Below are 22,741 nucleotides of genomic sequence, written 5' to 3'. Positions count from 1 at the left end.
AGCCTTTTTAGTTGCTTATGTTGGTTAAAACTCTAACTCATCAATAGCAACACTATCTGCAAAATAGTCAAGCTCCTGTAGTTCTTTACGCAAACGTTGCTTATCTTTTATTGCTTCTATTTCGCGCCATTTTCTTTTTTTATTTTTTTGAGAGGTTTTTTTCGATGTATCAGAACCTTCTAATATCTCTATTATTTCGTTTAGGCTATCCATTGATTATCTCCTATTGACCACTTTTTGAACCTCGGCAGTATCTATACCATAGCTATTAATAAAATAGAATATAAATGTGACGAAACTGTTACTAACGGGTGGTATTTTGATGAAGATCAATGAGAACAGCACTTAAATGGGGACAAGGCGAGTATTTAAAATAAAATTGCAGGTATAAAAAACGCCGCAATAAGCGACGTTTTTAAACTCTTAAAACAGCGGTTAGTTACATCGCTTTAAAGCGTGCTTCTAATTGTTCCTGTGCATCTGCAAATGAGCGAATACCTTCAGCGAGTTTTTCAGTCGCCATGGCATCTTGGTTATGTAACCAACGGAACTGTGTTTCGCTAAGAGGCTCAGGTTTTGGCTCTTTAGTAATATCACTTGCTAGCAAGTATTCTTCAGCACCTTCTAAATTACCCAAATCTTCTAAAAGATTAGGGCTAATTGTTAGCTTATCGCATCCTGTAAGTGCAATAATTTCACCGGTATTACGAAAGCTTGCGCCCATAACTACGGTTTTGTAGTCGTGACGTTTGTAAAACTCAAAAATGCTACGTACAGATTGCACACCTGGATCTTGAAGCGGATCGGTTGGTTTTTCCATACCGTTTGCCACGTGCCAATCTAAAATACGGCCAACAAATGGAGAGATTAAAAATACGTTTGCATCAGCACAAGCGCGCGCTTGGGCATCGCTGAATAATAAAGTAAGGTTACACTTAGTGCCTTCTTTTTCTAATTGCTCAGCCGCTTTAATACCTTCCCACGTTGACGCTATTTTAATTAAAATTTTGTCTTTGCTTACGCCTTCTTTTTCGTAAAGGCTCAATAGCGTGTGTGCTTTATTAATTGTTGCTTGGGTATCAAATGATAAACGTGCATCAACTTCGGTAGAAATATAACCCGGTACAATTTCACTAATTTCTTTACCAAGTAATACTGCAAAATAATCACAAGCCAGCTCTAGCTGTTTTGCAGGCTGCTGCTCTGTTTCTTTTGCATACTGCCATGCTTTATCTAGATAAGGTTTGTAAGCTTCAATCTCGCTCGCTTTTAAAAGTAGCGATGGATTGGTAGTCGCATCTTCAGGTTGATGTTTTTTTATGGCTTCTATATCGCCCGTGTCGGCCACGATAGAAGAATGTTGTTTAAGCCTTTGTAGAGCGCTAGTCATTTGCTTTTCCTCATTCCAAGCAAGTTAAAAGAAAATCTAAACTACCTTAATATAGCTATACTGCAACAGTGTGACAATGCTTGATAGGTCTTATGTCCTTATCAATAAAAAAACGGTAACGGTTGAGTTTTAGGTAGGATAATTTTAAACAAAACGTGCTTTTCGTTTCATTTAATGTTGAAATTGACATTAAATAATTTACAAGTCAATAGCTAACTATGATCACTGTTATTTCACCAGCAAAGAATCTTGATTACGACACGCCACCCGCAACAGATAAGTTCACTCAACCTGAATTACTTGAGCACAGCGAAGCGCTCATGAAAGTATGCCGTGAACTAACTCCTGCGCAAATTGGCAGTTTAATGAAAATTAGCGATAAACTCGCAGGCCTCAACGCAGCGCGTTTTAGTGAGTGGGCACAACCATTCACTACCGATAATGCTAAACAGGCCGTGCTTGCCTTTAACGGCGATGTATACGGGGGGTTAGATGCTAATACCCTCACTACTAAGCAGCTTGATTACGCTCAAGACCATTTACGTATACTTTCGGGATTATACGGAGTATTAAAGCCGCTTGATTTAATGCAGGCTTATCGCTTAGAAATGGGTACAAAACTTGAAAATAGCCGAGGTAAAAACTTATATGAGTTTTGGGGCAGTGTTATTGCTAATAAACTTAACGACGTATTAGCGGCACAAGATGCACAATACTTAGTAAATCTAGCCTCTAACGAATACTTTAAAGCAGTAGATAAAAAAACGCTTAACGCACACATTATTACACCACACTTTAAAGACTGTAAAAACGGCCAATATAAAGTGATTAGCTTTTACGCTAAAAAAGCGCGCGGCATGATGGCACGCTACATCATTGAAAATCAAGTGACTCAATTAAGCCAACTCAAAGAGTTTACTGTGGCCGGCTATTACTTTAGCCCAGAGGCAACCACCAAAGAACTTGAACCGGTATTTTTACGCGAAGAGCAAAACTAACACATCGTTTAAAGTATTTAATAAGCCATGCATTGCATGGCTTTTTTATACTGGCGTTATTTTTGCAAACCTTAGATTACTAACCCTAACTAAGGTATAAAATAAATGCTCTCAATTCCCTCAATTACAGAAGCCGAAAAGTTGATAGAAGAAAAGCTCGGCGGTTGGTTTGATGTAGTTATAAGTCATATCCCAAACTTTATCGTTGCAGTAATTATTGCCATTCTATTTTCATTTATTGCCCGTTTAGCAGGCAAAGGAATGAAAAATGTTTTACGTCGCTCGCTCGACTCTACGCAAATTGCCGATTTAATGGCCTCAATATTTAAAGTTATTGTACTGAGTGTGGGGGTATTTATTGCCCTTGATTTTATGGGCTTAAAAAGTACCGTCACTTCTCTGCTTGCTGGTGCAGGTATTGTTGGTCTTGCCATTGGTTTTGCTTTTCAAGATATGACCGAAAACCTGATAGCGGGTATAGCCATGGGAATTCGTAAACCGTTTAAAGCGGGTGATGTCATAGAAACCGATAATGTGTTTGGTTCGGTACATTCAATAAACTTGCGCAACACACTAATAGAGAGCTTTTACGGGCAATTGATACTGGTACCTAATAAAATACTATTTAGAAATGTACTGCGTAATTACAGCACCTTAGGGGTAAGACGAATAGAAGTGCCGGTGGGTATTTCTTACGCTGACGACATAGAAAAAGCCAGTGAGGTCATCGTCGACAAAATTAACCAATTTGACTTTGTGATCCGCAAAAATGAAACCGCTGTTTATGCCGAAGGCTTTGGTGATAGCAGTATAAACTTGTTGGTGTGGTTTTGGATCAAATACCCTGGTGAGCCTGATTTTATGACGGTGCGTCACAAAGGAGTTGTGGCTGTAAAGCAAGCACTTGATGCCGCTGATATTAGTATTCCGTTTCCTATTCGTACGTTGGATTTTGGTATTAAAGGCGGTGAAAAACTCGATGCCATGATAAGCGATAAAATAAGTCAGCAGTCAGCAAATAAAGAGGGTGACAATAATACTGATGCAAGCCAAGGTGAGTAAATAATTTAAAACCCCGAAGGTAAAAGCATTGGGAAATAGTTACTGACTATCAGCGCGTTTTTACAAAGTAAAACGCGCTTTTTATAATAAATAATATAAGGGTCTGTTGACCTTTGCGGATTAAAATTAGTTCAAACTAAGAGCTATTTAATCGCGACGCGAGGTTTGTTGCCTAGTGGGCTCGATAACTGCTCCTGCGTTATTCTACTGGCTTACATCCATGTAATAATAAGTAAAAACCGAGCAAAGCTTCCGTGTCCAGCTCGCGCTCCTTACCACCATCCATGTAGCCAACAAAGAGTAAATGTCCCTGGGCAGAACCCTTGGCTAAATACCAAACAGACTACTGCAAATTCAACCTTGAAAGAACAACAGACCCAATTGATAATCTGAAGTAATTAAAGCCTTGCGCTAACTGCCTTAAAAGCATCTCAATTATAAAACTATATCGATAAGGTTTCTCATCTCAAAATAGATTATTTAATCAACCGAACTAGAGCCCAAGCTTGGTGTAAGCTCTTTATAATAAGTGTCTATAAACAAAGGTTTCAAAAGTATAAGCAGCTGCAATGAGCGTCGCGATTGGTGCGTAAACTAAAAGGCTTTTAATTAAGTATTTAAACTGGCTTGGGAATATGCTCTGCAGTGAATTATATTGTGCAAACCATAAAAAAGCGCCGCTTGTGTTGGAGAAACAAGCAGCGCTGAGGGATAAGTTAAGTGTATAAGTTAAGAAAAAGTTGTATTAAATGACACTAATTTTGTTATGAATGATTTTAACCCCATCCATATTTTCTAAAAACTTTTGTGCGAGAGCGCGTTCAAAACCGTTATTGGCTTCACCTTTAAGTTCAACGTCACCGTCATTAACGTGTACGTTTAGTTTTTCTAACTTTAAATTTGGGTTAGTGCGCAATTCATGAGTAATAGATTGTTGTAAATTAGGTTGTGTAGCCACACTGCTAACTACAGCTAAATGCGTTGCTGCACTGACTTTAAAAGCAGAGACTAATAAAAATAAACAACAAAACGAAATAAAACCGATAGTAAATTTAATGCGACTCATAACTATATCCTTAGTGTGTTACTAAAAAACAACGCCATTACTCGGCGTTTTAATACTCGTATATTCGATAGGGTTACAAGTTTCATTCCAAGATTAACTATTTGAAATAACTTACTATTTTATTAATTAGTTATTCAGCTAAGTATTTTTTACATATTACTATGAATAGCTTACTCACTGTTTTTAAGCCACAAAAAAGCCGACAAACGTCGGCTCAATTAAATGTGTTAAAGCTAAAGCTATTTTTTCTTTTTAGCTTTGGCTTTTTTCTTTGCTTTCATTTTTACTGGATCTTTACGCTTTTTAACCGGTGGCTTGGCTTCTTTATGCTTTGGCTCTAATCCTTTAAATACACGGCGTTTTAGCTTTTGCTCTATGTAACGTTCTACTTTGTAAAGTATGCCAATGTCGTGCGCTTCAATGAGTGAAATTGCAATACCTTTTTTACCTGCGCGACCTGTACGGCCAATACGGTGTACGTATACATCTGCAGTGCGAGGCATATCAAAATTAATTACGTGGCTTATATCAGCTACATCAATACCGCGGGCCGCTACATCGGTAGCGACTAAAATACGGGTTTTGCCACTGTGGAAGTTTTCCATGGCTTTCATGCGTTTGTCTTGTGGCATTTCACCACGTAACCACGCAGCTTTTACGCCGTTATTAGTAAGCTCACCAATTAGGGTTTCAAGGCGCTCACGGGTTTTTACAAACACAATCGCTTTACTTACATCAGGGCCATTTAAGGTGTTAACTAATAGCTCTAGTTTATGGCGGTAGTCGTCGGCTAAATGAACCCATTGATGAATTTTAGCTTTTTCTTTGCGTGATGATTCGGCTTCAAGTAGCGCGGGATCGTTTAAAATACGCTCTGCAAATAATTCTACGCTGTCACCTTCAAGAGTAGCTGAGAATAAAAAGCACTGACGACGGTTTTTAGCTTCATCACAAATGCGCAGCATTTCTTTACGAAAACCCATGTCGAGCATGCGGTCGGCTTCATCAAGAATGAGCATTTCTACGTTTTCTGCATGGAAGTTTTCGGTTTCTAAATATTCCATTAAACGCCCAGGTGTGGCGATTAAAATGTCATTATTATTTTCAAAAATTTCTTTGTGTGTACCGTAGTTTATACCGCCGGTAACCACCCCAATTTTTAACTGGGTTTGTTTTGCAAGTAACTCACATTGTTCATGAATTTGATAAGCAAGCTCGCGCGTTGGGGTCATAATTAATACCCGTGCAAAACCCGGATCACGACGTGGGAAATCCATTAAATATTGAATTGCCGGAATTAAAAATGCCGCCGTTTTACCCGTACCTGTTGGTGCCGACGCTAAAATATCGCGTCCTTGCAACGCCTCAGGAATGGCTTGTTGTTGAATGCTAGTGGGGGTTTCATAGCCCATTTTATTAATAGCATTGAGTAGCTTATCATCAAGATCAAATTCAGAAAATTGCATAGAGTGTCAAAAATAGGGGACAATTGCCGTTAATTATACGCACTTAAACCTGCTTGGTGAATGAAAAGGTGAAAAAATGTCTGGTTTTGCATTTAAACAATTTAAGGTTGAGCACGACCAGTGCGCCATGAAGGTCTCTACCGATGGTATTTTACTGGGCGCATGGGCTGATTTAAGCCACGCAAATACGTTACTTGATATAGGAACAGGTACAGGGTTACTGGCTCTAATGTGTAAGCAACGAGCGCCACATTTAAAGGTGAGCGCGGTTGAAGTTGATGAAGCCGCCTACCAACAGGCTTTACAAAATTGCCAGCAAAGCCCTTGGCCGGATATTAGTATTTACCATCAGCCTATTCAGCAGTTTGAGGCTGCAGGTTTATTTGATTGTGTTATAGCTAATCCGCCTTATTTTAATCACAGTTTAAAAGGTGATAATGCAGCGCGAAATACCGCTCGCCATACCGATGGTTTAAGCTTTGCAGAACTGCTTGGTGCGTTTAGGCAACTAAGTCATCAACATTCGCGTTTTAATCTTATTTTACCCACTACTGAGGCGCAGTTATTTATAACATTAGCACAGCAGCAAGGGCTGTATTTAAATCGTCACTGCCAAGTACAAGCTATGCCAAATAAGCCCTTTAGCCGCAGTTTGATGACTTTTAGTTATGATGATGGCGAAGTAAGTAAAAGCACCCTATGCATAAGGGAGTTAAGTAATGCTTACAGTCAAGACTACATTGCACTGTGCAAGGCGTTTTATTTAAATATGTAATACCACGCTGTATGCCTAAAGCATTTTTACGTAGAGTGTTTTATAAAGGATTGTTAGTATGGCGCCATTATTGACTCATGTTTAAAGTAATCTGATGAATTTATTAACTAAAAAAACAAAAAAAATACTATTACTAGCCCTTTTAGCGGGCAGCTTATTTAACACCTCTGAGGTTTTTGCTAACCCCACACCGGTTGGGCTTTGGAAAACTATTAACGAAGAGACTAACGAGGCTAAGTCGTACGTGCGCATTACTGAGCAAGATGGCGTGCTGACTGGAAAAATTGAAAAAATACTCAATAAAGCCAAGCAAGATGCACTTTGCACCGAGTGTGATGGTGATAAAAAGAATCAGCCTATGTTGGGGATGACCATTATTGAAGATGTGACCTATGCGGGTGACGGTAGTTGGGAAGACGGTGAAATACTCGACCCAAATAATGGTAAAACCTACAGCGTGCGTTTAACACCGCAGCAAAATGGCGAAAAACTAGAAGTGCGCGGTTATGTGGGCTTTTTTTACCGTAACCAATACTGGTTAAAAGTAGAATAGTTAAGAATTAAAAAGCGCTGCATGGCAGCGCTCTTTGCAATAGTGAGTTATAGGGTTTCAGCGTACTCTGTCATCACTTGTTCTACCCACGTGGCAATACGCTCGTCGCTTAGCTCGTACTGACTATCTTCGTCTAATGCTAAACCTACAAACTGTTTACCGTCTTCGGTAAGTGCTTTTGATGCTTCAAATTCGTAATTACTGTCGTTCGGCCAAAAGCCTAATTGAGTAATGGCTTGGGCATTTATTTCGTCGTGAAGCATGCCTAATGCGTCTTGAAACCACTGGCCATACCCTTGCTGATCGCCCATGCCAAATAAGGCTATAGTTTTACCATTTAGGTCAACGTCTTTTATGTCGTCCCACTTTGATTCCCAATCTTCTTGAATTTCGCCAAAGTCCCACGTAGAAATACCAAAAATGATAAAGTCATATTGCTCAGCGTTTTTAAGCGGCTCGTCTTTAATATTATGTAAGCTGACAATGTCGGCGCCAATAATATCGCGTATTTTTTCTGCCGCCATTTCGGTATAGCAGGTAGTAGAACCAAAAAATAAACCAATCTGCATCGTATTTATCACTGTGTAATTGCCTGTTATGATAGGCTCAAGTTTACCGTAAGGTATTTTTAATTGATACCTTCTCCCGTGGTATTACCAATATGAGATCACAACGTGACAACGCTATCTGACGATTTACTTGAACAAAATACTGAGCTAAGCAGCAATAGCGACTTTTTAGAAACCTTTTTAGATAGCCTCTATTTAGAGCAAGGCGTAAGTGAAAATACACTGAGCGCTTATCGCAGTGACTTAGATAAGTTTTGCCAATTTTTAAAAGGCGAAAGCTTAATGACGGTAACCAGTCTAGATGTTGAAAGTTACCTAGCACACCGCGTTGATTTAGGGCTAAAACCACGCAGCACTGCGCGAAGTATTAGTGCATTAAAACGTTTTTATCAGTACTTTGTGCGTGAAAAAATAATTAGCGACTCACCTATGGTCAATATTGCTCAGCCAAAGGCAGGGCAGTCGTTACCAAAAACGCTATCTGAGGCCGAAGTAGAAGCGCTATTAAGTGCGCCCAACATTGAAGAGCCAATGGGGCTGCGCGATAAAGCCATGCTGGAGTTACTGTATGCAACAGGCCTGCGGGTAACCGAGCTGGTGGGGCTTAGAATGGAGCAAATAAATTTGCGCCAAGCTGTGGTGTTTGTAAAAGGTAAGGGAAACAAAGAGCGGCTAGTGCCTTTAGGTGAAGAAGCTATGTATTGGCTCGAGCAGTTTTTAAAGCTCGGGCGCGCACAAATGATAAAACACGCCACCGATTTTGTGTTTCCCTCAAAGCGAGGGGTGGGTATGACACGACAAACTTTTTGGCATCGGATTAAACACTATGCTATTTTGGCATCCGTTGAGTCGCCGCTATCACCCCATACCTTGCGACATGCATTTGCAACGCATTTATTAAATCATGGGGCTGACTTGCGTGTGGTGCAGATGATGCTTGGCCACAGCGACCTATCAACTACCCAAATTTATACGCATGTAGCGAATGAGCGATTAAAATCGGTGCATGCTGAGCATCACCCTCGTGCTTAAGCGAATTTTTTTGTCACTAAGCCGGTCATATAGACACGATAATATAAGTATTTTTAGGATAGAGAACCCGTTATGAAAAAATTAATGTTAGCAGGTGCCATGTTGTGCACTAGTTTGAGCGCTTTTGCTAATAGCGTTGCAGTCACTCCGGATGCTACAGATCCTATCGTGACAAAATTTGCCGCGCTAGGGGTGACCGTTAAACAAATTAATCCAAGCCCAGTTGCAGGCTTAAAAGAATTGATCACCAATAAAGGTGTGCTGTATGCAAGTCCTGACGGTCAATTTTTAATGCAAGGTACGCTAATCGATTTAAACAACCGTAGTAACTTAACCGAGCAAGCACTTAATGGTGTGCGCCAATCAGGGTTAAAAGAATACGAAGACTCAATGATTGTTTACAAAGCACCTGAAGAGAAGCACAGCATTACTGTATTTACCGATATTAGCTGTGGTTACTGTCGTAAATTACACCGTGAACTAGATGACTTACTTGATGCGGGTATTACCGTTAAGTATTTAGCGTTTCCGCGTGGCGGTCTGCAAGGATCTGGTTACGCTGATTTAATGAATGTATGGTGTGCGAAAGATCAGCAAGAAGCATTAACTGAAGCTAAATCAGGTGCAGATACCCAAATTGTTAAAGGCTGTAGCGCACCTGTTGCTGAGCATTATCAGTTAGGCCAGAGTTTTGGTATTAGCGGTACACCGGCTATTATTTTAGAAGATGGCACGATGATCCCAGGTTATCAGCCTGCTGCGGCATTAAGCGCAGCGCTTGAGGCTAACAAAGCGGGCTAAGCAATACCGCGAGTATGTGTTTAAAAAGGCCTTAATGGCCTTTTTTTGTCTTATATCATGAACATCATAAGTTAAAAACTAGCATGAAAAAAATGATCATTGCGCGAGAACCCGTTGACGACTCTCATCTGCCGAGCCATCTTCACCCTGTTATTAAGCAAATTTATGCCACGCGAAATGTGTCCCATGCCGATGAGCTAAACAATAGCGCAGCTACACTCCACGACTTCAAACTTTTTAAAGATATAGACAAAGCCAGCCAACTGTTAATTGAAGCCCTACACGCACAAAGCAAAATACTTATTGTGGGCGACTTTGACGCCGATGGCGCAACCAGCACCGCCACCTTAATGCAAGGGCTGGCCATGTTTGGCTTTACCCACTTAGATTACTTAGTACCAGACCGCTTTAGTTTAGGATACGGCTTAAGCCCAGCATTGGCTGAGCAAATAGTGACGATGCAGCCCGATTTAGTGATCACCGTCGATAATGGCATATCGTGTATCGCAGGCATTGATATTGTTAAAGCCGCAGGCATTAAAGTGCTGGTAACAGATCACCACTTGCAGGGTGAACAACTGCCTAACGCCGATGCTATTGTTAACCCTAACCGCCACGATTGTGATTTTCCCTCTAAGTCGATAGCCGGTGTTGGGGTGGCATTTTATTTACTCATTGCCCTGAGAAGTGCACTGCGTGAACAAGGTTATTTTGAGCAGCATCCTATGCCAAATATTGCTGATTTGCTGGATATTGTAGCGTTAGGTACGGTGGCCGATGTGGTAGCCCTTGATGCGAATAACCGCACCTTAGTGCACCAAGGCTTGGCACGTATTCGCAGTGGTAAAACTCGCCCGGGTATTACCGCACTGATTGAAGTGGCTAATCGCAATGCCGCGCGCTTGAGCGCCAGTGACTTCGGTTTTTCGCTTGCACCACGCTTAAATGCAGCAGGGCGCTTAGACGACATGAGTCTAGGCATAGCGTGTTTACTTAGCAACGACATAAATCAAGCAAGGCGCATAGCTGGCGAGCTTGATAGTTTAAACTTTGCCAGACGTGAAATAGAGCAAGGCATGCAAGTAGAAGCGCAAGCGGTGCTCGATAGGCTCGCCTTTAAAGAAGACAGTGTGCCCGATGCTATTTGTTTGTACCAAGACGATTGGCACCAAGGCGTAATTGGTATTTTAGCCGGGCGCTTAAAAGAAAAGTACCACCGCCCAACGGTGATATTTGCCGGTGGTGAAAATGGTGAAATAAAAGGCTCATGTCGCTCAATTGAAGGCTTGCATATGCGCGACTTACTTGAGGGATTAAACACCGCGCAGCCTGGTTTAATTAATAAATTTGGCGGCCACGCAATGGCGGCAGGGTTAAGTATTAACGAGCAGCAATTTACTGAGTTTAAACGTGCGTTTGATAGTGCGGTCAGCGCGCAACTCAGTGAAGAAAGTAAACGCTGCATTGTATTTACTGATGGTGAACTACCTAACGACTGCTTTAGCATGGATTTTGCCCAGCTTTTAAAACAATCAGGCCCGTGGGGGCAGCAATTTCCTGAGCCGATATTTGAACACACCTTTGAAGTGATACAGCAGCGCATTGTGGGTGAAAAACACCTAAAGTTAGTCCTTAAACACCAATCTGCACGTTTAGTTGACGCCATAGCTTTTGGCATTGATGTAAAAGCGTGGCCAGATACCGAGGCGCAGTTTGTTAAAGTAGCGTACCAGCTCGATATAAATGAATTTAGAGGTAAATTTAGCTTACAACTGATTGTAAGAGAGCTTGAAAAAGTGGGCTAAAAAATATCTTCAAACCATGCATAAAAGGCTAATAAAACGCGCGGTTTTTTGTTAAAATCGGGCGTTTTTATTATTTGATGATTTTTAATTGCGCTCAGTGTCTTTTTTAAGTGCGCAATAACCTAGCCATTTTGGAGTAATGTACATGTTTGAAGTGAATCCTGTGATTAATCAAATCAAGGAAATTCGCGAACGTACTGAACTGCTTCGGGGGTACCTTTGACTACGCTCTTAAACAAGAACGTTTAGAAGAAGTTAACGCCGAACTTGAAGATTCAGCCGTATGGAATGAACCTGAGCGCGCACAAGCCCTTGGTCGTGAAAAGTCAGCCTTAGAAGCCGTTGTTGAAACCATTGACACCTTAGTGGCGGGTACTGACGACGTTGAAGGGTTAGTAGAGCTTGCTGTTGAAGCCGAAGATCAAGACACTTTTGATGAAGCACAAAGTGAACTGGCTGATTTAAATCAGCAGCTTGAAGGGCTTGAGTTTCGTCGTATGTTTTCAGGTTCTCACGATTCAAACGATGCCTACCTTGATTTACAGTCAGGTTCTGGCGGTACTGAAGCGCAAGACTGGTGTAATATTTTACTTCGCATGTATTTACGCTGGGGTGAAGCAAAAGGCTTTAAAGTAGAGCTTGTTGAAGCGACCGATGGTGATGTTGCTGGTATTAAAGGCGCAACGGTGCGTTTTTCTGGCGAATACGCTTATGGTTGGTTACGCACTGAAACAGGCGTACACCGCCTCGTTCGTAAAAGCCCATTTGATTCAAGTGGCCGCCGTCATACCTCGTTTGCTTCTGCGTTTGTTTACCCAGAAGTTGATGACAATATTGAAATTGACATTAATCCGTCTGACTTACGTATAGACGTTTACCGTGCATCAGGCGCAGGTGGTCAGCACGTAAATACCACTGAATCAGCGGTACGTATTACTCACGTGCCAACTAATACTGTGGTGCAGTGTCAAAACGAGCGCTCGCAGCATAAAAATAAAGCCCAAGCAATGAAGCAGTTAAAAGCGAAATTATTTGAGCTTGAGCTACAACAGCAAAATGCAGAAAAGCAAAGCCAAGAAGACAACAAGTCTGATATTGGCTGGGGAAGTCAAATTCGTTCTTACGTACTTGATGACTCGCGTATTAAAGATTTACGTACCGGCGTTGAAAACCGTAATACTCAAGCGGTACTCGATGGCGACTTAGACAAATTTATTGAAGCCAGCTTAAAATCTGGTTTATAACCACCAAGCTAAAAAAGAGCTAAAAAATGACTGATCAAATCCAAGACGAAAATAAGTTAATCGCTGAGCGTCGCGGCAAATTAGACGCTATTCGCGCAAATTGCCCAGCCAACGGTCATCCAAACCAATTCCGTCGTGAGCATTACACGGCAGATTTGCAGGCTGAGTTTGGTGATAAGAGTAAAGAAGAATTAATCGAATTACAGCACGTAGTATCGATTGCAGGTCGTATTCTTGCTAAGCGTGGTCCGTTTATGTCTATTCAAGATATGAAAGGCCGTGTACAAGTTTATGCATCAAAAGACGTACAAAAAGATTTAAAAGCAAAATATGGCCAGCTTGATATTGGCGATATTATTGGTGTTAAAGGGCCGCTTAATAAATCGGGTAAAGGCGATTTATACGTAGATATGGCTGAGTACGAACTACTGACTAAGTCACTTCGTCCACTTCCTGAAAAATTCCATGGCCTATCGGATCAAGAAACAAAATACCGTCAGCGTTATGTTGATTTAATTACTAACGAAGCAACGCGTGAAACATTCCGCATTCGCTCACAAGTGGTTGAAGGTATTCGTCGCTTTTTAGCAGACCGCGATTTTATGGAAGTAGAAACGCCAATGCTACAGGTTATTCCTGGTGGTGCATCTGCGCGTCCATTCGTAACTCATCATAATGCGCTTGATATCGACATGTACTTACGTATTGCGCCTGAGCTTTACTTAAAGCGTTTAGTAGTAGGTGGTTTTGACCGTGTATTCGAAATTAACCGTAACTTCCGTAACGAAGGGTTATCAACGCGTCACAACCCAGAATTCACCATGATTGAGTTCTACCAAGCATACGCTGACTACATTGATTTAATGAACATCACCGAAGACATGCTACGTACAGTTGCAACTAACGTACTGGGCAGCCCAATCGTTGTTAATACCACTAAAGATGAAAACGGTGAAGTGATTGATTCAGTAGAGTATGACTTTGGTCAACCGTTCACACGTTTAAGCATGAGCGACGCAATCTTAAAATATAACCCTGAGTTTGATGCTGCGGTATTTAACGACCCAGAAAACCACTTTGAAGAATTAAAAGCGTACGCTAAACAAGTGCATGTTAAAATTCCTGAAAACTGCGTATGGGGCCCGGGTAAGTTTTTATGTGAAATATTTGAAGAGACGGCTGAGCATATGCTTATCCAACCTACATTTATCACAGGGTATCCGTGGGAAGTATCGCCACTTGCACGTCGTAACGACGAAAACCCATTTGTAACTGACCGCTTTGAATTCTTTGTTGGTGGCCGTGAGCTTGCAAATGGTTTCTCTGAGCTTAATGATGCACAAGATCAAGCTGAGCGTTTTTCTCGCCAAGTTGAAGAAAAAGACGCAGGTGATGATGAAGCAATGCACTACGACGAAGACTACATTCGCGCGCTAGAGTATGGTTTACCACCAACAGCCGGTGAAGGGATTGGTATTGACCGTTTAGTCATGTTGTTTACTGACTCATCAACTATCAAAGATGTTATTTTATTCCCGCATATGCGCCCACAAGCAGACTAAGCTTGAAGGAATAAACTAAAAAATTATCAACGCCGCTAACTAGCGGCGTTTTTTTTGCCCTATTGTTTGTGAGACATTGCCTAAACTTCACATTAGGGCTTTTAATTAATAAGTACTACACTGATAATTAAGTGTAAGTATAAAAGTAAATTAATCTTTAATTCAGCTTCATTATCATAAAGTTGCTTGACTGCTTAGCAACATTACAGCAGTGTTATAACTTTTTGGTATGATTGTTTTTTAAACATTATGTTGTATTTATGTGAATTTTTTAGCTAAAATGTGGCCGAAATTTATACACGGTCATTCTTAGTCGTAAAAAATAAAAATTTCTAAAGGACTTAGAGAAATAATATGAAAGCTAAACGAGTAGAATCTTTACCTGATGAGAACACTACAGAGCAACAGCGAGAAGCGTATTATCGCGCGTGTATTGCCGAGTTTCAGAAGTTAGGCTATCAAGAGCAATACCTTGCTGAACTTACGGACGAACTAGTGCCAGTGATGGGTGTAAATTCAAGCACCCCAAACACCTAACCTGATTATTTTTCAAACTAATTACACTTTAAAACCAGGCATGTGTGCAATCTATAGCCATATAGTCACTTTTGTCAGAAAAGTGTTTGACATATTTTCTGAAATCTTTATTATACGCCCCACAAGACGGAGAGGTGTCCGAGTGGCCGAAGGAGCTCCCCTGCTAAGGGAGTATAGAGTTTGTAGCTCTATCGAGGGTTCGAATCCCTCCCTCTCCACCATTTTTTAAATGGCGCATCTTGTAAAATAAAGTATGGGCGCATAGCTCAGCTGGATAGAGTACCTGGCTACGAACCAGGCGGTCGGAGGTTCGAATCCTCCTGCGCCCACCATACTTTGCTCTCTTTTAGAGAACGCTCTGCTTAGAGTTAAAACAAGCAAAATGAAAGTGGGCGCATAGCTCAGCTGGATAGAGTACCTGGCTACGAACCAGGCGGTCGGAGGTTCGAATCCTCCTGCGCCCACCACTTTCAACTCTCACTTAGAGTTTAAATAAGTAAATATGAAAGTGGGCGCATAGCTCAGCTGGATAGAGTACCTGGCTACGAACCAGGCGGTCGGAGGTTCGAATCCTCCTGCGCCCACCACTTTCATAAATAAGCCGACATTAAGTCGGTTTTTTTGTGCCTGAAATAAATCAAAGCGTGGATGTGGATAGAGTAACCTACTCCGAACCAAGCAGTCGGAGGTTCACTCTTAGAAGATACGTCCTGCGCTCACCACTTTCATACATAAGCCGACACTGAGTCGGTTTTTTTGTGCCTGAAATAAAGTGAATATGGGAAAGTAGCAAGCTACGAACCAAGCGGTCGGAGGTTCACTCTTAGAAGATACGTCCTGCGCCCACCACTTTCATAAATAAGCCGACATTAAGTCGGTTTTTTTATGTCTGAAATTTGAGAAAGCTTTCAGATATCAGTTAAACCTAATGATACATACTGCCAAATCTTCCATTCAGTCACTTCTCTAAAAGCGCAGCGCCTCGTAACCTTTTTATGAATAACGCCCTTAAAAACTTAAATGCACAAAGAGAAATGAAAGAGGGGTAAATGAGAAGTTCAAAATCACCATTTAAAAGCCTATAAGCTACGGTCTATAAATAATATCACCGCAGCTTTTTATGTAGACGTAGAGCTTGCGACTTATAAAGTTTTAATTACTTCTCTAAAAGCGCAGCGCCTCGTAACCTTTTTATGAATAACGCCCTTAAAAACCTAAATGCACAAAGAGAAATGAAAGAGGGGTAAATGAGAAGTTCAAAATCACCATGAGTATTTAAACGCCTGTAAGCTACGGTCTATAAATAATATCACCACAACGTTTTAATGTAGACGAAGAGCTTGCTCACGTAGATGTGCCGTTTCCTCTAGCTACGAACCAGGCAGTCATAGGTTCACCCTTACAAGAGATATCCTGCGTCTACCGCTTTTATAAATAAGCCGACACTAAGTCGGTTTTTTTGTGTCTGAAATAGAGTCAAAAAGCTAAACTACGAGGAAAATACTTGATGTTTATCTGGCTTTAGTTTCAAAAATTAGAAGGTGATTTCGGTTTGTATTATATCTAACTCGTCTTGGCGTATTTGACTAGTAATAAAAATAATCGATATGGATACTATGAGACTGTTAAATAAAAGTAACAAAGTTTAACGTTTACACACACATCCAAAAGGTCAAACATGCACACAATAAATAAAACAGCACTATCAATAGCCGTTGCGTTGGCTTGTTCAATGCCATTGAATGCTCAAGAAGCTTCTACGGATAAAGAGCAAGCGTCAGAAAAAGAAACAGTTTCATTAGAAATCATTTCGGTAACAGCAACTAAGCGAAAAACAAGATTAATGGAAACACCTGTTGCCATTACAGCATTAACTGAAGCCGAGCTGAAAAGAAACGGTGTTAATAGCGTTAAGGATATTGCTAACTTAGTCCCTGGCTTAGATATTTCAACTGCAACAGATCAAGCTGCGCCGGTTATTTCAATGCGAGGTGTACGCTCTACTAATATTACTGAGCTTGGCGATCCGGCTGTGGGTGTTCACCTTGATGGTATTTACTCACCACGTATGCAAGGTGCCCTTGCATTGATGTACGACATAGACAGAGTTGAAGCTCTAAGGGGCCCACAAGGCACTCTATTTGGTCGTAACTCAACGGTGGGTAGTATTAATGTTATTTCAGCAAAACCAGAGTTTACCGGTTTATATGGCAACGTCAGTATTGAAGCGGGAAACTTTAATAGTAAAAATATTGATGCAGTCTTAAATATTCCTATTAATGATGAATTTGCCGTTAGGTTTTCAGGAAAAGGCTTGAAACGGGATTCTTATTTAGAAGGGTATTACGATCCTAACCAATATGACTCAAGACGCTTAAGCGACGATATTCTTAATGCGCCAGTAATCTCTGAAGATTCTTATCAAGGCGTGGGTCAAACAATTACCCAACGAGAAAACTGGTGGATAGATGGCGCTGGCACAGATCCAGAAGCGCAAAAAGTTCGCGCGCTAACACCGGCTGATAAAAGCAATTTTTACAATAATGCTGATGAATATTCATTTAGAATTAGCACCTTGTGGGAGCCTTTGGACGGCAATTTTTCAAACCACACTGTTTTTCAAAAGTATGTAAATGACAGCAATAACAACCTAGATTTAGTTAACTGCGATAAAATTCGTGGCAGAAGTGCTGAACTAGGGGGAGACTGCACTAACTTTTTACCCAGCGATAATACTTATCAGGCGGTTGTAAATGTGCCCGGTAAGCTTAATTTAGATATCACGTACTTAAGAAACACCCTTAATTACAACATAAACGATGAATATTCACTTGTCTGGTTATTGGGCTATGAAGATATGGAACGCTCTTCAGCACAAGATAGTGAAGTAGGTTTAGACCCTTGGGATGGCGCAACTTACTTTTTAGACGGCACTGGCGCAGAGTCTTTTTCAACTGAGCTGCAAATACAATCTGATGAATATGGCGACTTTATCTGGATTGCAGGTATTAATTACTTTCATGAAAGAACAAAAACCTTAGGTTATTACGATAATCCTATGGATGACAAAGCGTTTTGGGATCAACCCGATCGTTCTACCGACGCCCTCGCATTATTTGGTCAAGGTACATACAACTTAACTGAAAAGTTACACCTAACACTTGGCTATCGATTTAGTGATGAAACAAAAGAAGATAAAGGCGGAAAAACCTATCGCTGTTCTAATGCTGATGGCTGCGCCGTAGGTTGGTTAAATAGAACTGATTTAAATAACCTTCCTGTTGACTACTACGAAGATCCTTCTATTTATGCGTCATACTTTGAAAACGACAATAAGGGAAGTTGGAAACACCATGATTTTCGTGTTGGTTTAGATTATGACATTTCACCTGAAACCATGGTTTATACCTATCTTGCCAGTGGCTTTAAAGCCGGTGGTATTGGTGATGTTTACGAAGTGGTAAATGACAGAACCGGTGACGTTACTCGTTTTGAAACCAAGTTCGACCCAGAAGAAGTACTAACATGGGAATTGGGTGCTAAATCGAGCTTTTTTGATAACTCATTAAACCTAAAAGCCGCATTTTTCTACACAGATTACACCGACATGCAATACGCATCAGTGGGCTCTATTGGTAACGTAGAGCGTTTATCTGTGGTAGAAGATGAAGATGGCTCTCCCGTTTTAGACGGTAATGGCGAGCCTGTACTCGATTTTCAAAACAAGCCAGTTATAGCTTACTACACACAAAATGTCCCTGGCTCAACAATAAAAGGGATTGAGCTTGAGTTTGATTGGAAGCCGTATCCAAATGGTCGAATTAGTGGTTACGTAACGTGGACTGATGCAAAAGTTACTGAAGATTGGAATACTAAATGGGATTACGACGCGGAGTATCTGTTTGATATTTCTTATGAAGAATCAAAAGATCCTGAAAATACCCTGTTAGCTACCAATCTTAAGGGGAATAATTTAGCAATGACCCCTGAGTTTACCGCCAATATCAGTTACACACATACACTCAACTTAGGAGAGTATGGTTTTGTTCACGCATGGTTAAATGCCAGTTGGAAAGATGAGTCGTACTCAACGGTATGGAATGTTGATAAACATTTAGATGACATGGATTTTCAAGTGCCAGATGAAGCAACAAAATATATCGATGATAGCCGCGATGCGTTTGCCGTATTTAACGCCTCTATTAAGTATGAGCCGCAAGGACAAAACTGGTTTGCAGAAGTGTTTGTTAATAATGCTTCAGATGAAACTATTCAATACTGGAATAATACTGGTAAGGGGATCCCAAAAGGCAGCTTTGGTATGCCGAGATACTACGGTATGAGAGCGGGTTTTTCATTCTAAATAACCGAGTAAAAGTTACCCTCCTACAGGCTAAAGTACTGTAGGAGGTGCTTGATTAAATAAGGATTTAATAATGAAAACGAAGTTAATTTCAACCTTAGTTGCTGGCCTTATAGTTATTTCACCCGCCACATACGCTAACTATTTTAAAGACGATTTTTCGTGGGGATTTGACACGACTCTTTGGAGTGCACGTAGTGGCGATAATGGCTCACCTTTTGGCTGCGAATTTGTCCCAAGAATGATTAACCCAAGTCAACACGGCATCACCCTTTCTCTATCACAAGGTGCATGTGCTGAGCTGCAAAGTAATCACTTTTATAGTTTTGGTAAGGTACAAGGCAGTGTTAAGTCGGGCAATATCGCCGGTACCGTGTCTTCTATTTTTACTTATACCTCATGGTGGGATTCGCCAGGACGCGCATGGCAAGAAATAGATATCGAACTATTACCTTCTTTAGGCAATGTTGTTCATACCAATGTGATTTACCAGCCCCAAGGAGGCACATATCAAAGTTGGGAAAAGGATATCGATTTAAGCCAGTTTGGGCTTGATTACAGAGAAAACTTATTAACCATTGGCTTTGATTGGTCAAGCTCATCAATTCGTTGGTATCTGTACGACTCACAAGGAAACGAGAAAACAATTAGAGTGATGTACAAAGACAATGGGGATGGCGTAATAGCCGATAATGAAATTCCCGGCTATGCATGGCCAATTGATAAAACAAAAATAATGATTAACCAGTGGAATGGTGACAACTCGACTCAAGGGAATTACTTTCCGGGTCAATACTACGACAGCCCTTCATGGGCATATTATGATTTTATTGAATATATTCCACACTAAATTAATCAGTCCGTATTTTATAAAACAGTATTTAATCTCGAAGGTTTTAAATGTCGAAAATAAAACACCCTAAATTATTACTTTGCTTATTGCCTGTTTTTGGCATGTTCAACTGTCAAAATGTATTGAGTGCAGACAATCAGCAAGTTAACTGGCCTTATGTGAATACGCAACTTAAGCGTGATCCAGCCGTTGAAAAACAGATTGATAAACTGCTCGCAACAATGACTTTAGAGCAAAAAGTTGCGCAAATGATCCAGCCAGAAATTGGTTATTTAAGTGTAGAGCAAATGAAAAAGTATGGATTTGGCTCTTATCTAAATGGCGGAAATACTGCCCCTTACGGAAATAAACGAGCGGATCAAGCAACTTGGTTAAAATACGCAGATGAAATGTACCTAGCCTCTATGGACTCGACCATAGATGGTATTGCGATCCCGACAGTATGGGGAACCGATGCCATGCATGGGCATAGTAATGTGTATGGCGCTACGTTATTTCCGCACAATATTGGCTTAGGAGCTGCGCATGATGCTGATTTAATTAAACGCATAGGCCAAGCAACAGCAAAGGAAGTATCTGCCACAGGTATTGAATGGAGTTTTGCGCCTACTGTTGCTGTAGTCAGAGATGATCGCTGGGGCAGAACTTATGAAAGTTACTCAGAAGACCCTGAATTAGTTAGGTTGTATGCAGGTAGTATGGTGACCGGTATTCAAGGTGACATAGGCGCTGACTTTTTAAAAGGCAGTAACCGTATTGCCACCGCTAAGCACTTTGTGGGTGATGGTGGCACTGAGCGAGGCGTTGATCGCGGAAATACGCTTATCGATGAAAAAGGATTAAGAGATATTCACAGCGCAGGTTATTTTTCTGCTATTAATGAAGGCGTGCAATCAGTGATGGCATCCTTTAATAGTTGGAATGGCAAACGTGTACATGGCGATAAGCATTTATTAACGGATGTACTTAAAAACCAACTTGGTTTTGATGGGTTTGTAGTAAGCGACTGGAATGCGCATAAGTTTGTAGAAGGCTGCGATTTAGAGCAATGCGCCCAAGCCATAAACGCAGGTGTTGATGTAATCATGGTGCCAGAGCATTTTGAAGCGTTTTATCATAATACTGTTAAGCAAGTGAAAGAGAGGGTAATAGCCGAATCAAGAATAAACGATGCGGTTAGACGCTTTTTAAGGGCTAAAATCCGCTGGGGGGTGTTTACAAAGGGTAAACCATCAGCGCGACCTGAATCACAACACCCGCAGTGGTTAGGCGCTAATGAGCATCGCACTTTGGCAAGAGAAGCGGTTCGCAAGTCACTCGTTCTATTAAAAAACAACGAAAACGTTTTGCCAATTAAAGCGCATAGCCGCATCTTAGTTGCCGGTAAAGGCGCCAATGCAATCAATATGCAAGCCGGTGGCTGGAGCGTTTCTTGGCAGGGCACAGACAATACTAATAGCGACTTTCCAAATGCGACCTCTATTTATACAGGTTTAAAGTCGCAAGTATTAAAAGCAGGCGGTGAAATAAGCTTAAGTGAGTCTGGTGACTATAAAACCAAGCCAGATGTAGCCATTGTTGTTATTGGTGAAGAACCTTATGCTGAGTGGTTTGGTGATATAGAAATGCTAGAGTTTCAGCATGAAAGCAAACACGCTCTTGCACTGCTGAAAAAACTTAAGGCAGACAATATTCCGGTAGTCACCGTATTTTTAAGTGGTCGTCCGCTTTGGGTCAATAAAGAACTCAATGCATCAGATGCCTTTGTTGCTGCATGGTTACCAGGCTCTGAGGGTGAGGGAGTTGCAGACGTATTACTAACAGATAAAAACGGTAACAGTCAGTTTGATTTTAGCGGTAAGTTGAGTTTTTCGTGGCCTAAATACGACGACCAATTTAGCCTTAACTTAGGCGATGTAAATTACGACCCGCTCTTTGCCTATGGCTACGGGCTAACTTATCAAGACACAGTAAACATACCTGTTGTGAGTGAAACTACAAGCCCTAAAAAAATCGTTAAAAGCGATGCACACCCATTGTTTGTAAAAAGTTTAGCTAAAAATCTCACTTGGGCGTTAGCTGATACAACAGCAAAGGTTTTAACTAGTGGTTCATCGGCCACCAGTGGCGATAAAAAAAGTTTGTTAATGCAATCGGTTAATTTATCGTATCAAGAGGATGCAAGGCAGTTTAAGTGGCAACCTCAATCCTCAGATGCAACGCTTAGCCTAAGTTACTTAAAACCTACGCTACTCGAACGCAAATTTAAATCAGGTTACCTTGAACTAAAAATGCGATTAGATAAAGCTCCAGAGCAAGGTGCCCAGTTACAAGTAATGTGTAATTTAGATAACTGTTTAAGAAGTATTGATTTTTCATCGTTTGAAAAAACAATGGCAGATAAGCGCTGGCATACTTTATCAATCGCACTCAATTGCGCCGATAGCGAACTGATTGAACAATCTATGTCAGATGTAATTCGTATTTCAGCTCAGCGTTTAAGTTTAGCAGTTGCAGATATCGCGTTGACTGCAAAACCTAATAATGACGCATTATCAATCACGTGCTCAAAATAAATAAGGCAAAGGCAGTTGATAATAAGTAAGCTATTCAACTGCCTTTTAAGTTGGACGTATTAATTTGAATTCCAAAAATCCCAGAAGTC

Annotated in this window: 18 protein-coding genes and 4 tRNA genes; 17 read left to right on the top strand and 5 right to left on the bottom strand. The window is 40.9% G+C overall.

What is annotated here, in order from left to right; all coding sequences use genetic code 11:
* Positions 1-24: 24 nt before the first annotated feature.
* Positions 25-213, bottom strand: a complete 189-nt coding sequence (locus tag PTET_RS13055; RefSeq protein WP_008467780.1) for a DUF3545 family protein — start codon at positions 211-213, stop codon at positions 25-27.
* Positions 214-439: 226 nt separating this feature from the next.
* Positions 440-1,390 (bottom strand): transaldolase, encoded by a 951-nt coding sequence (tal, locus tag PTET_RS13050; RefSeq protein WP_076922089.1) that lies wholly within the window; start codon positions 1,388-1,390, stop codon positions 440-442.
* Between the two features lie 218 nt (positions 1,391-1,608).
* On the opposite strand from tal, the gene yaaA reads away from it, so the two are divergent.
* Positions 1,609-2,388: a peroxide stress protein YaaA gene (gene yaaA, locus PTET_RS13045; protein WP_028835667.1), complete on the top strand. Its 780-nt coding sequence runs from the start codon at positions 1,609-1,611 to the stop codon at positions 2,386-2,388.
* 105 nt (positions 2,389-2,493) lie between these two features.
* Positions 2,494-3,450, top strand: a complete 957-nt coding sequence (locus PTET_RS13040) for a mechanosensitive ion channel family protein (protein WP_033102560.1) — start codon at positions 2,494-2,496, stop codon at positions 3,448-3,450.
* A 745-nt stretch (positions 3,451-4,195) separates the two neighbouring features.
* Here the strand turns inward: PTET_RS13040 and PTET_RS13035 are convergent.
* Both PTET_RS13035 and srmB read right to left on the bottom strand, forming a co-directional pair.
* Positions 4,196-4,516: a BON domain-containing protein gene (locus PTET_RS13035; protein WP_008110653.1), complete on the bottom strand. Its 321-nt coding sequence runs from the start codon at positions 4,514-4,516 to the stop codon at positions 4,196-4,198.
* A 239-nt stretch (positions 4,517-4,755) separates the two neighbouring features.
* Positions 4,756-5,982, bottom strand: coding sequence for an ATP-dependent RNA helicase SrmB (gene srmB, locus PTET_RS13030; RefSeq protein WP_013465810.1), 1,227 nt, complete (start codon positions 5,980-5,982; stop codon positions 4,756-4,758).
* 76 nt (positions 5,983-6,058) lie between these two features.
* Here srmB and PTET_RS13025 point away from each other — a divergent pair, with 76 nt between their 5' ends.
* Both PTET_RS13025 and PTET_RS13020 read left to right on the top strand, forming a co-directional pair.
* Entirely contained in the window at positions 6,059-6,757 is a 699-nt protein-coding gene (locus tag PTET_RS13025; protein WP_096038754.1) for a tRNA1(Val) (adenine(37)-N6)-methyltransferase, read from the top strand.
* A 94-nt stretch (positions 6,758-6,851) separates the two neighbouring features.
* Positions 6,852-7,310, top strand: a complete 459-nt coding sequence (locus tag PTET_RS13020) for a DUF2147 domain-containing protein (RefSeq protein ID WP_016900533.1) — start codon at positions 6,852-6,854, stop codon at positions 7,308-7,310.
* 47 nt (positions 7,311-7,357) lie between these two features.
* Here PTET_RS13020 and fldB read toward each other — a convergent pair whose 3' ends face one another.
* A complete protein-coding gene (gene fldB, locus PTET_RS13015; RefSeq protein ID WP_008467792.1) occupies positions 7,358-7,879 on the bottom strand; it encodes a flavodoxin FldB in 522 nt (173 codons plus the stop codon).
* 105 nt (positions 7,880-7,984) lie between these two features.
* On the opposite strand from fldB, the gene xerD reads away from it, so the two are divergent.
* From xerD to PTET_RS12950, 13 genes are all read left to right on the top strand, one after another.
* Positions 7,985-8,911 carry a site-specific tyrosine recombinase XerD gene (gene xerD, locus PTET_RS13010; protein WP_096038753.1) on the top strand — a complete coding sequence of 309 codons (927 nt, stop codon included), beginning with the start codon at positions 7,985-7,987 and terminating at the stop codon, positions 8,909-8,911.
* Positions 8,912-8,983: 72 nt separating this feature from the next.
* Positions 8,984-9,712: a bifunctional protein-disulfide isomerase/oxidoreductase DsbC gene (gene dsbC / locus PTET_RS13005; RefSeq protein WP_008467797.1), complete on the top strand. Its 729-nt coding sequence runs from the start codon at positions 8,984-8,986 to the stop codon at positions 9,710-9,712.
* A gap of 83 nt (positions 9,713-9,795) precedes the next feature.
* Positions 9,796-11,517 (top strand): single-stranded-DNA-specific exonuclease RecJ, encoded by a 1,722-nt coding sequence (recJ, locus tag PTET_RS13000; RefSeq protein ID WP_008467799.1) that lies wholly within the window; start codon positions 9,796-9,798, stop codon positions 11,515-11,517.
* Between the two features lie 145 nt (positions 11,518-11,662).
* A protein-coding gene (gene prfB / locus PTET_RS12995) for a peptide chain release factor 2 (RefSeq protein WP_096038752.1) occupies positions 11,663-12,761 on the top strand; the annotation gives its coding sequence in 2 pieces (ribosomal slippage) (positions 11,663-11,737 and positions 11,739-12,761; 1,098 coding nt in all).
* Positions 12,762-12,787: 26 nt separating this feature from the next.
* Positions 12,788-14,323, top strand: a complete 1,536-nt coding sequence (lysS, locus tag PTET_RS12990) for a lysine--tRNA ligase (protein ID WP_008467803.1) — start codon at positions 12,788-12,790, stop codon at positions 14,321-14,323.
* A 354-nt stretch (positions 14,324-14,677) separates the two neighbouring features.
* Positions 14,678-14,860, top strand: a complete 183-nt coding sequence (locus tag PTET_RS12985; RefSeq protein WP_013465804.1) for a hypothetical protein — start codon at positions 14,678-14,680, stop codon at positions 14,858-14,860.
* Between the two features lie 128 nt (positions 14,861-14,988).
* Positions 14,989-15,081 (top strand) — tRNA-Ser (locus PTET_RS12980).
* A gap of 34 nt (positions 15,082-15,115) precedes the next feature.
* A tRNA-Arg gene (locus tag PTET_RS12975) sits at positions 15,116-15,192 on the top strand.
* Between the two features lie 58 nt (positions 15,193-15,250).
* Positions 15,251-15,327: transfer RNA gene (locus PTET_RS12970), tRNA-Arg, on the top strand.
* 43 nt (positions 15,328-15,370) lie between these two features.
* A tRNA-Arg gene (locus tag PTET_RS12965) sits at positions 15,371-15,447 on the top strand.
* Positions 15,448-16,538: 1,091 nt separating this feature from the next.
* The gene (locus PTET_RS12960) at positions 16,539-19,223 is read left to right on the top strand and encodes a TonB-dependent receptor (RefSeq protein ID WP_028835671.1); all 2,685 of its coding nucleotides are present in this window, start codon (positions 16,539-16,541) and stop codon (positions 19,221-19,223) included.
* 73 nt (positions 19,224-19,296) lie between these two features.
* Positions 19,297-20,073 carry a family 16 glycosylhydrolase gene (locus PTET_RS12955; RefSeq protein ID WP_024600785.1) on the top strand — a complete coding sequence of 259 codons (777 nt, stop codon included), beginning with the start codon at positions 19,297-19,299 and terminating at the stop codon, positions 20,071-20,073.
* A 50-nt stretch (positions 20,074-20,123) separates the two neighbouring features.
* Positions 20,124-22,652: a glycoside hydrolase family 3 protein gene (locus PTET_RS12950; RefSeq protein WP_096038751.1), complete on the top strand. Its 2,529-nt coding sequence runs from the start codon at positions 20,124-20,126 to the stop codon at positions 22,650-22,652.
* Positions 22,653-22,741: the final 89 nt, after the last annotated feature.

The organism is Pseudoalteromonas tetraodonis (assembly GCF_002310835.1).
Lineage (GTDB): Bacteria > Pseudomonadota > Gammaproteobacteria > Enterobacterales > Alteromonadaceae > Pseudoalteromonas > Pseudoalteromonas tetraodonis.
Note: the sequence above shows the minus strand (reverse complement) of the source record. Positions and strands in the feature narration are given on the sequence as shown.

Excerpts from the sequence above, each read along its gene's own strand:
- PTET_RS13055 (WP_008467780.1), bottom strand. The coding sequence starts at position 213 with ATGGATAGCCTAAACGAAATAATAGAGATATTAGAAGGTTCTGATACA.
- tal (WP_076922089.1), bottom strand. The coding sequence starts at position 1,390 with ATGACTAGCGCTCTACAAAGGCTTAAACAACATTCTTCTATCGTGGCC.
- yaaA (WP_028835667.1), top strand. The coding sequence starts at position 1,609 with ATGATCACTGTTATTTCACCAGCAAAGAATCTTGATTACGACACGCCA.
- PTET_RS13040 (WP_033102560.1), top strand. The coding sequence starts at position 2,494 with ATGCTCTCAATTCCCTCAATTACAGAAGCCGAAAAGTTGATAGAAGAA.
- PTET_RS13035 (WP_008110653.1), bottom strand. The coding sequence starts at position 4,516 with ATGAGTCGCATTAAATTTACTATCGGTTTTATTTCGTTTTGTTGTTTA.
- srmB (WP_013465810.1), bottom strand. The coding sequence starts at position 5,982 with ATGCAATTTTCTGAATTTGATCTTGATGATAAGCTACTCAATGCTATT.
- PTET_RS13025 (WP_096038754.1), top strand. The coding sequence starts at position 6,059 with ATGTCTGGTTTTGCATTTAAACAATTTAAGGTTGAGCACGACCAGTGC.
- PTET_RS13020 (WP_016900533.1), top strand. The coding sequence starts at position 6,852 with ATGAATTTATTAACTAAAAAAACAAAAAAAATACTATTACTAGCCCTT.
- fldB (WP_008467792.1), bottom strand. The coding sequence starts at position 7,879 with ATGCAGATTGGTTTATTTTTTGGTTCTACTACCTGCTATACCGAAATG.
- dsbC (WP_008467797.1), top strand. The coding sequence starts at position 8,984 with ATGAAAAAATTAATGTTAGCAGGTGCCATGTTGTGCACTAGTTTGAGC.
- recJ (WP_008467799.1), top strand. The coding sequence starts at position 9,796 with ATGAAAAAAATGATCATTGCGCGAGAACCCGTTGACGACTCTCATCTG.
- lysS (WP_008467803.1), top strand. The coding sequence starts at position 12,788 with ATGACTGATCAAATCCAAGACGAAAATAAGTTAATCGCTGAGCGTCGC.
- PTET_RS12985 (WP_013465804.1), top strand. The coding sequence starts at position 14,678 with ATGAAAGCTAAACGAGTAGAATCTTTACCTGATGAGAACACTACAGAG.
- PTET_RS12960 (WP_028835671.1), top strand. The coding sequence starts at position 16,539 with ATGCACACAATAAATAAAACAGCACTATCAATAGCCGTTGCGTTGGCT.
- PTET_RS12955 (WP_024600785.1), top strand. The coding sequence starts at position 19,297 with ATGAAAACGAAGTTAATTTCAACCTTAGTTGCTGGCCTTATAGTTATT.
- PTET_RS12950 (WP_096038751.1), top strand. The coding sequence starts at position 20,124 with ATGTCGAAAATAAAACACCCTAAATTATTACTTTGCTTATTGCCTGTT.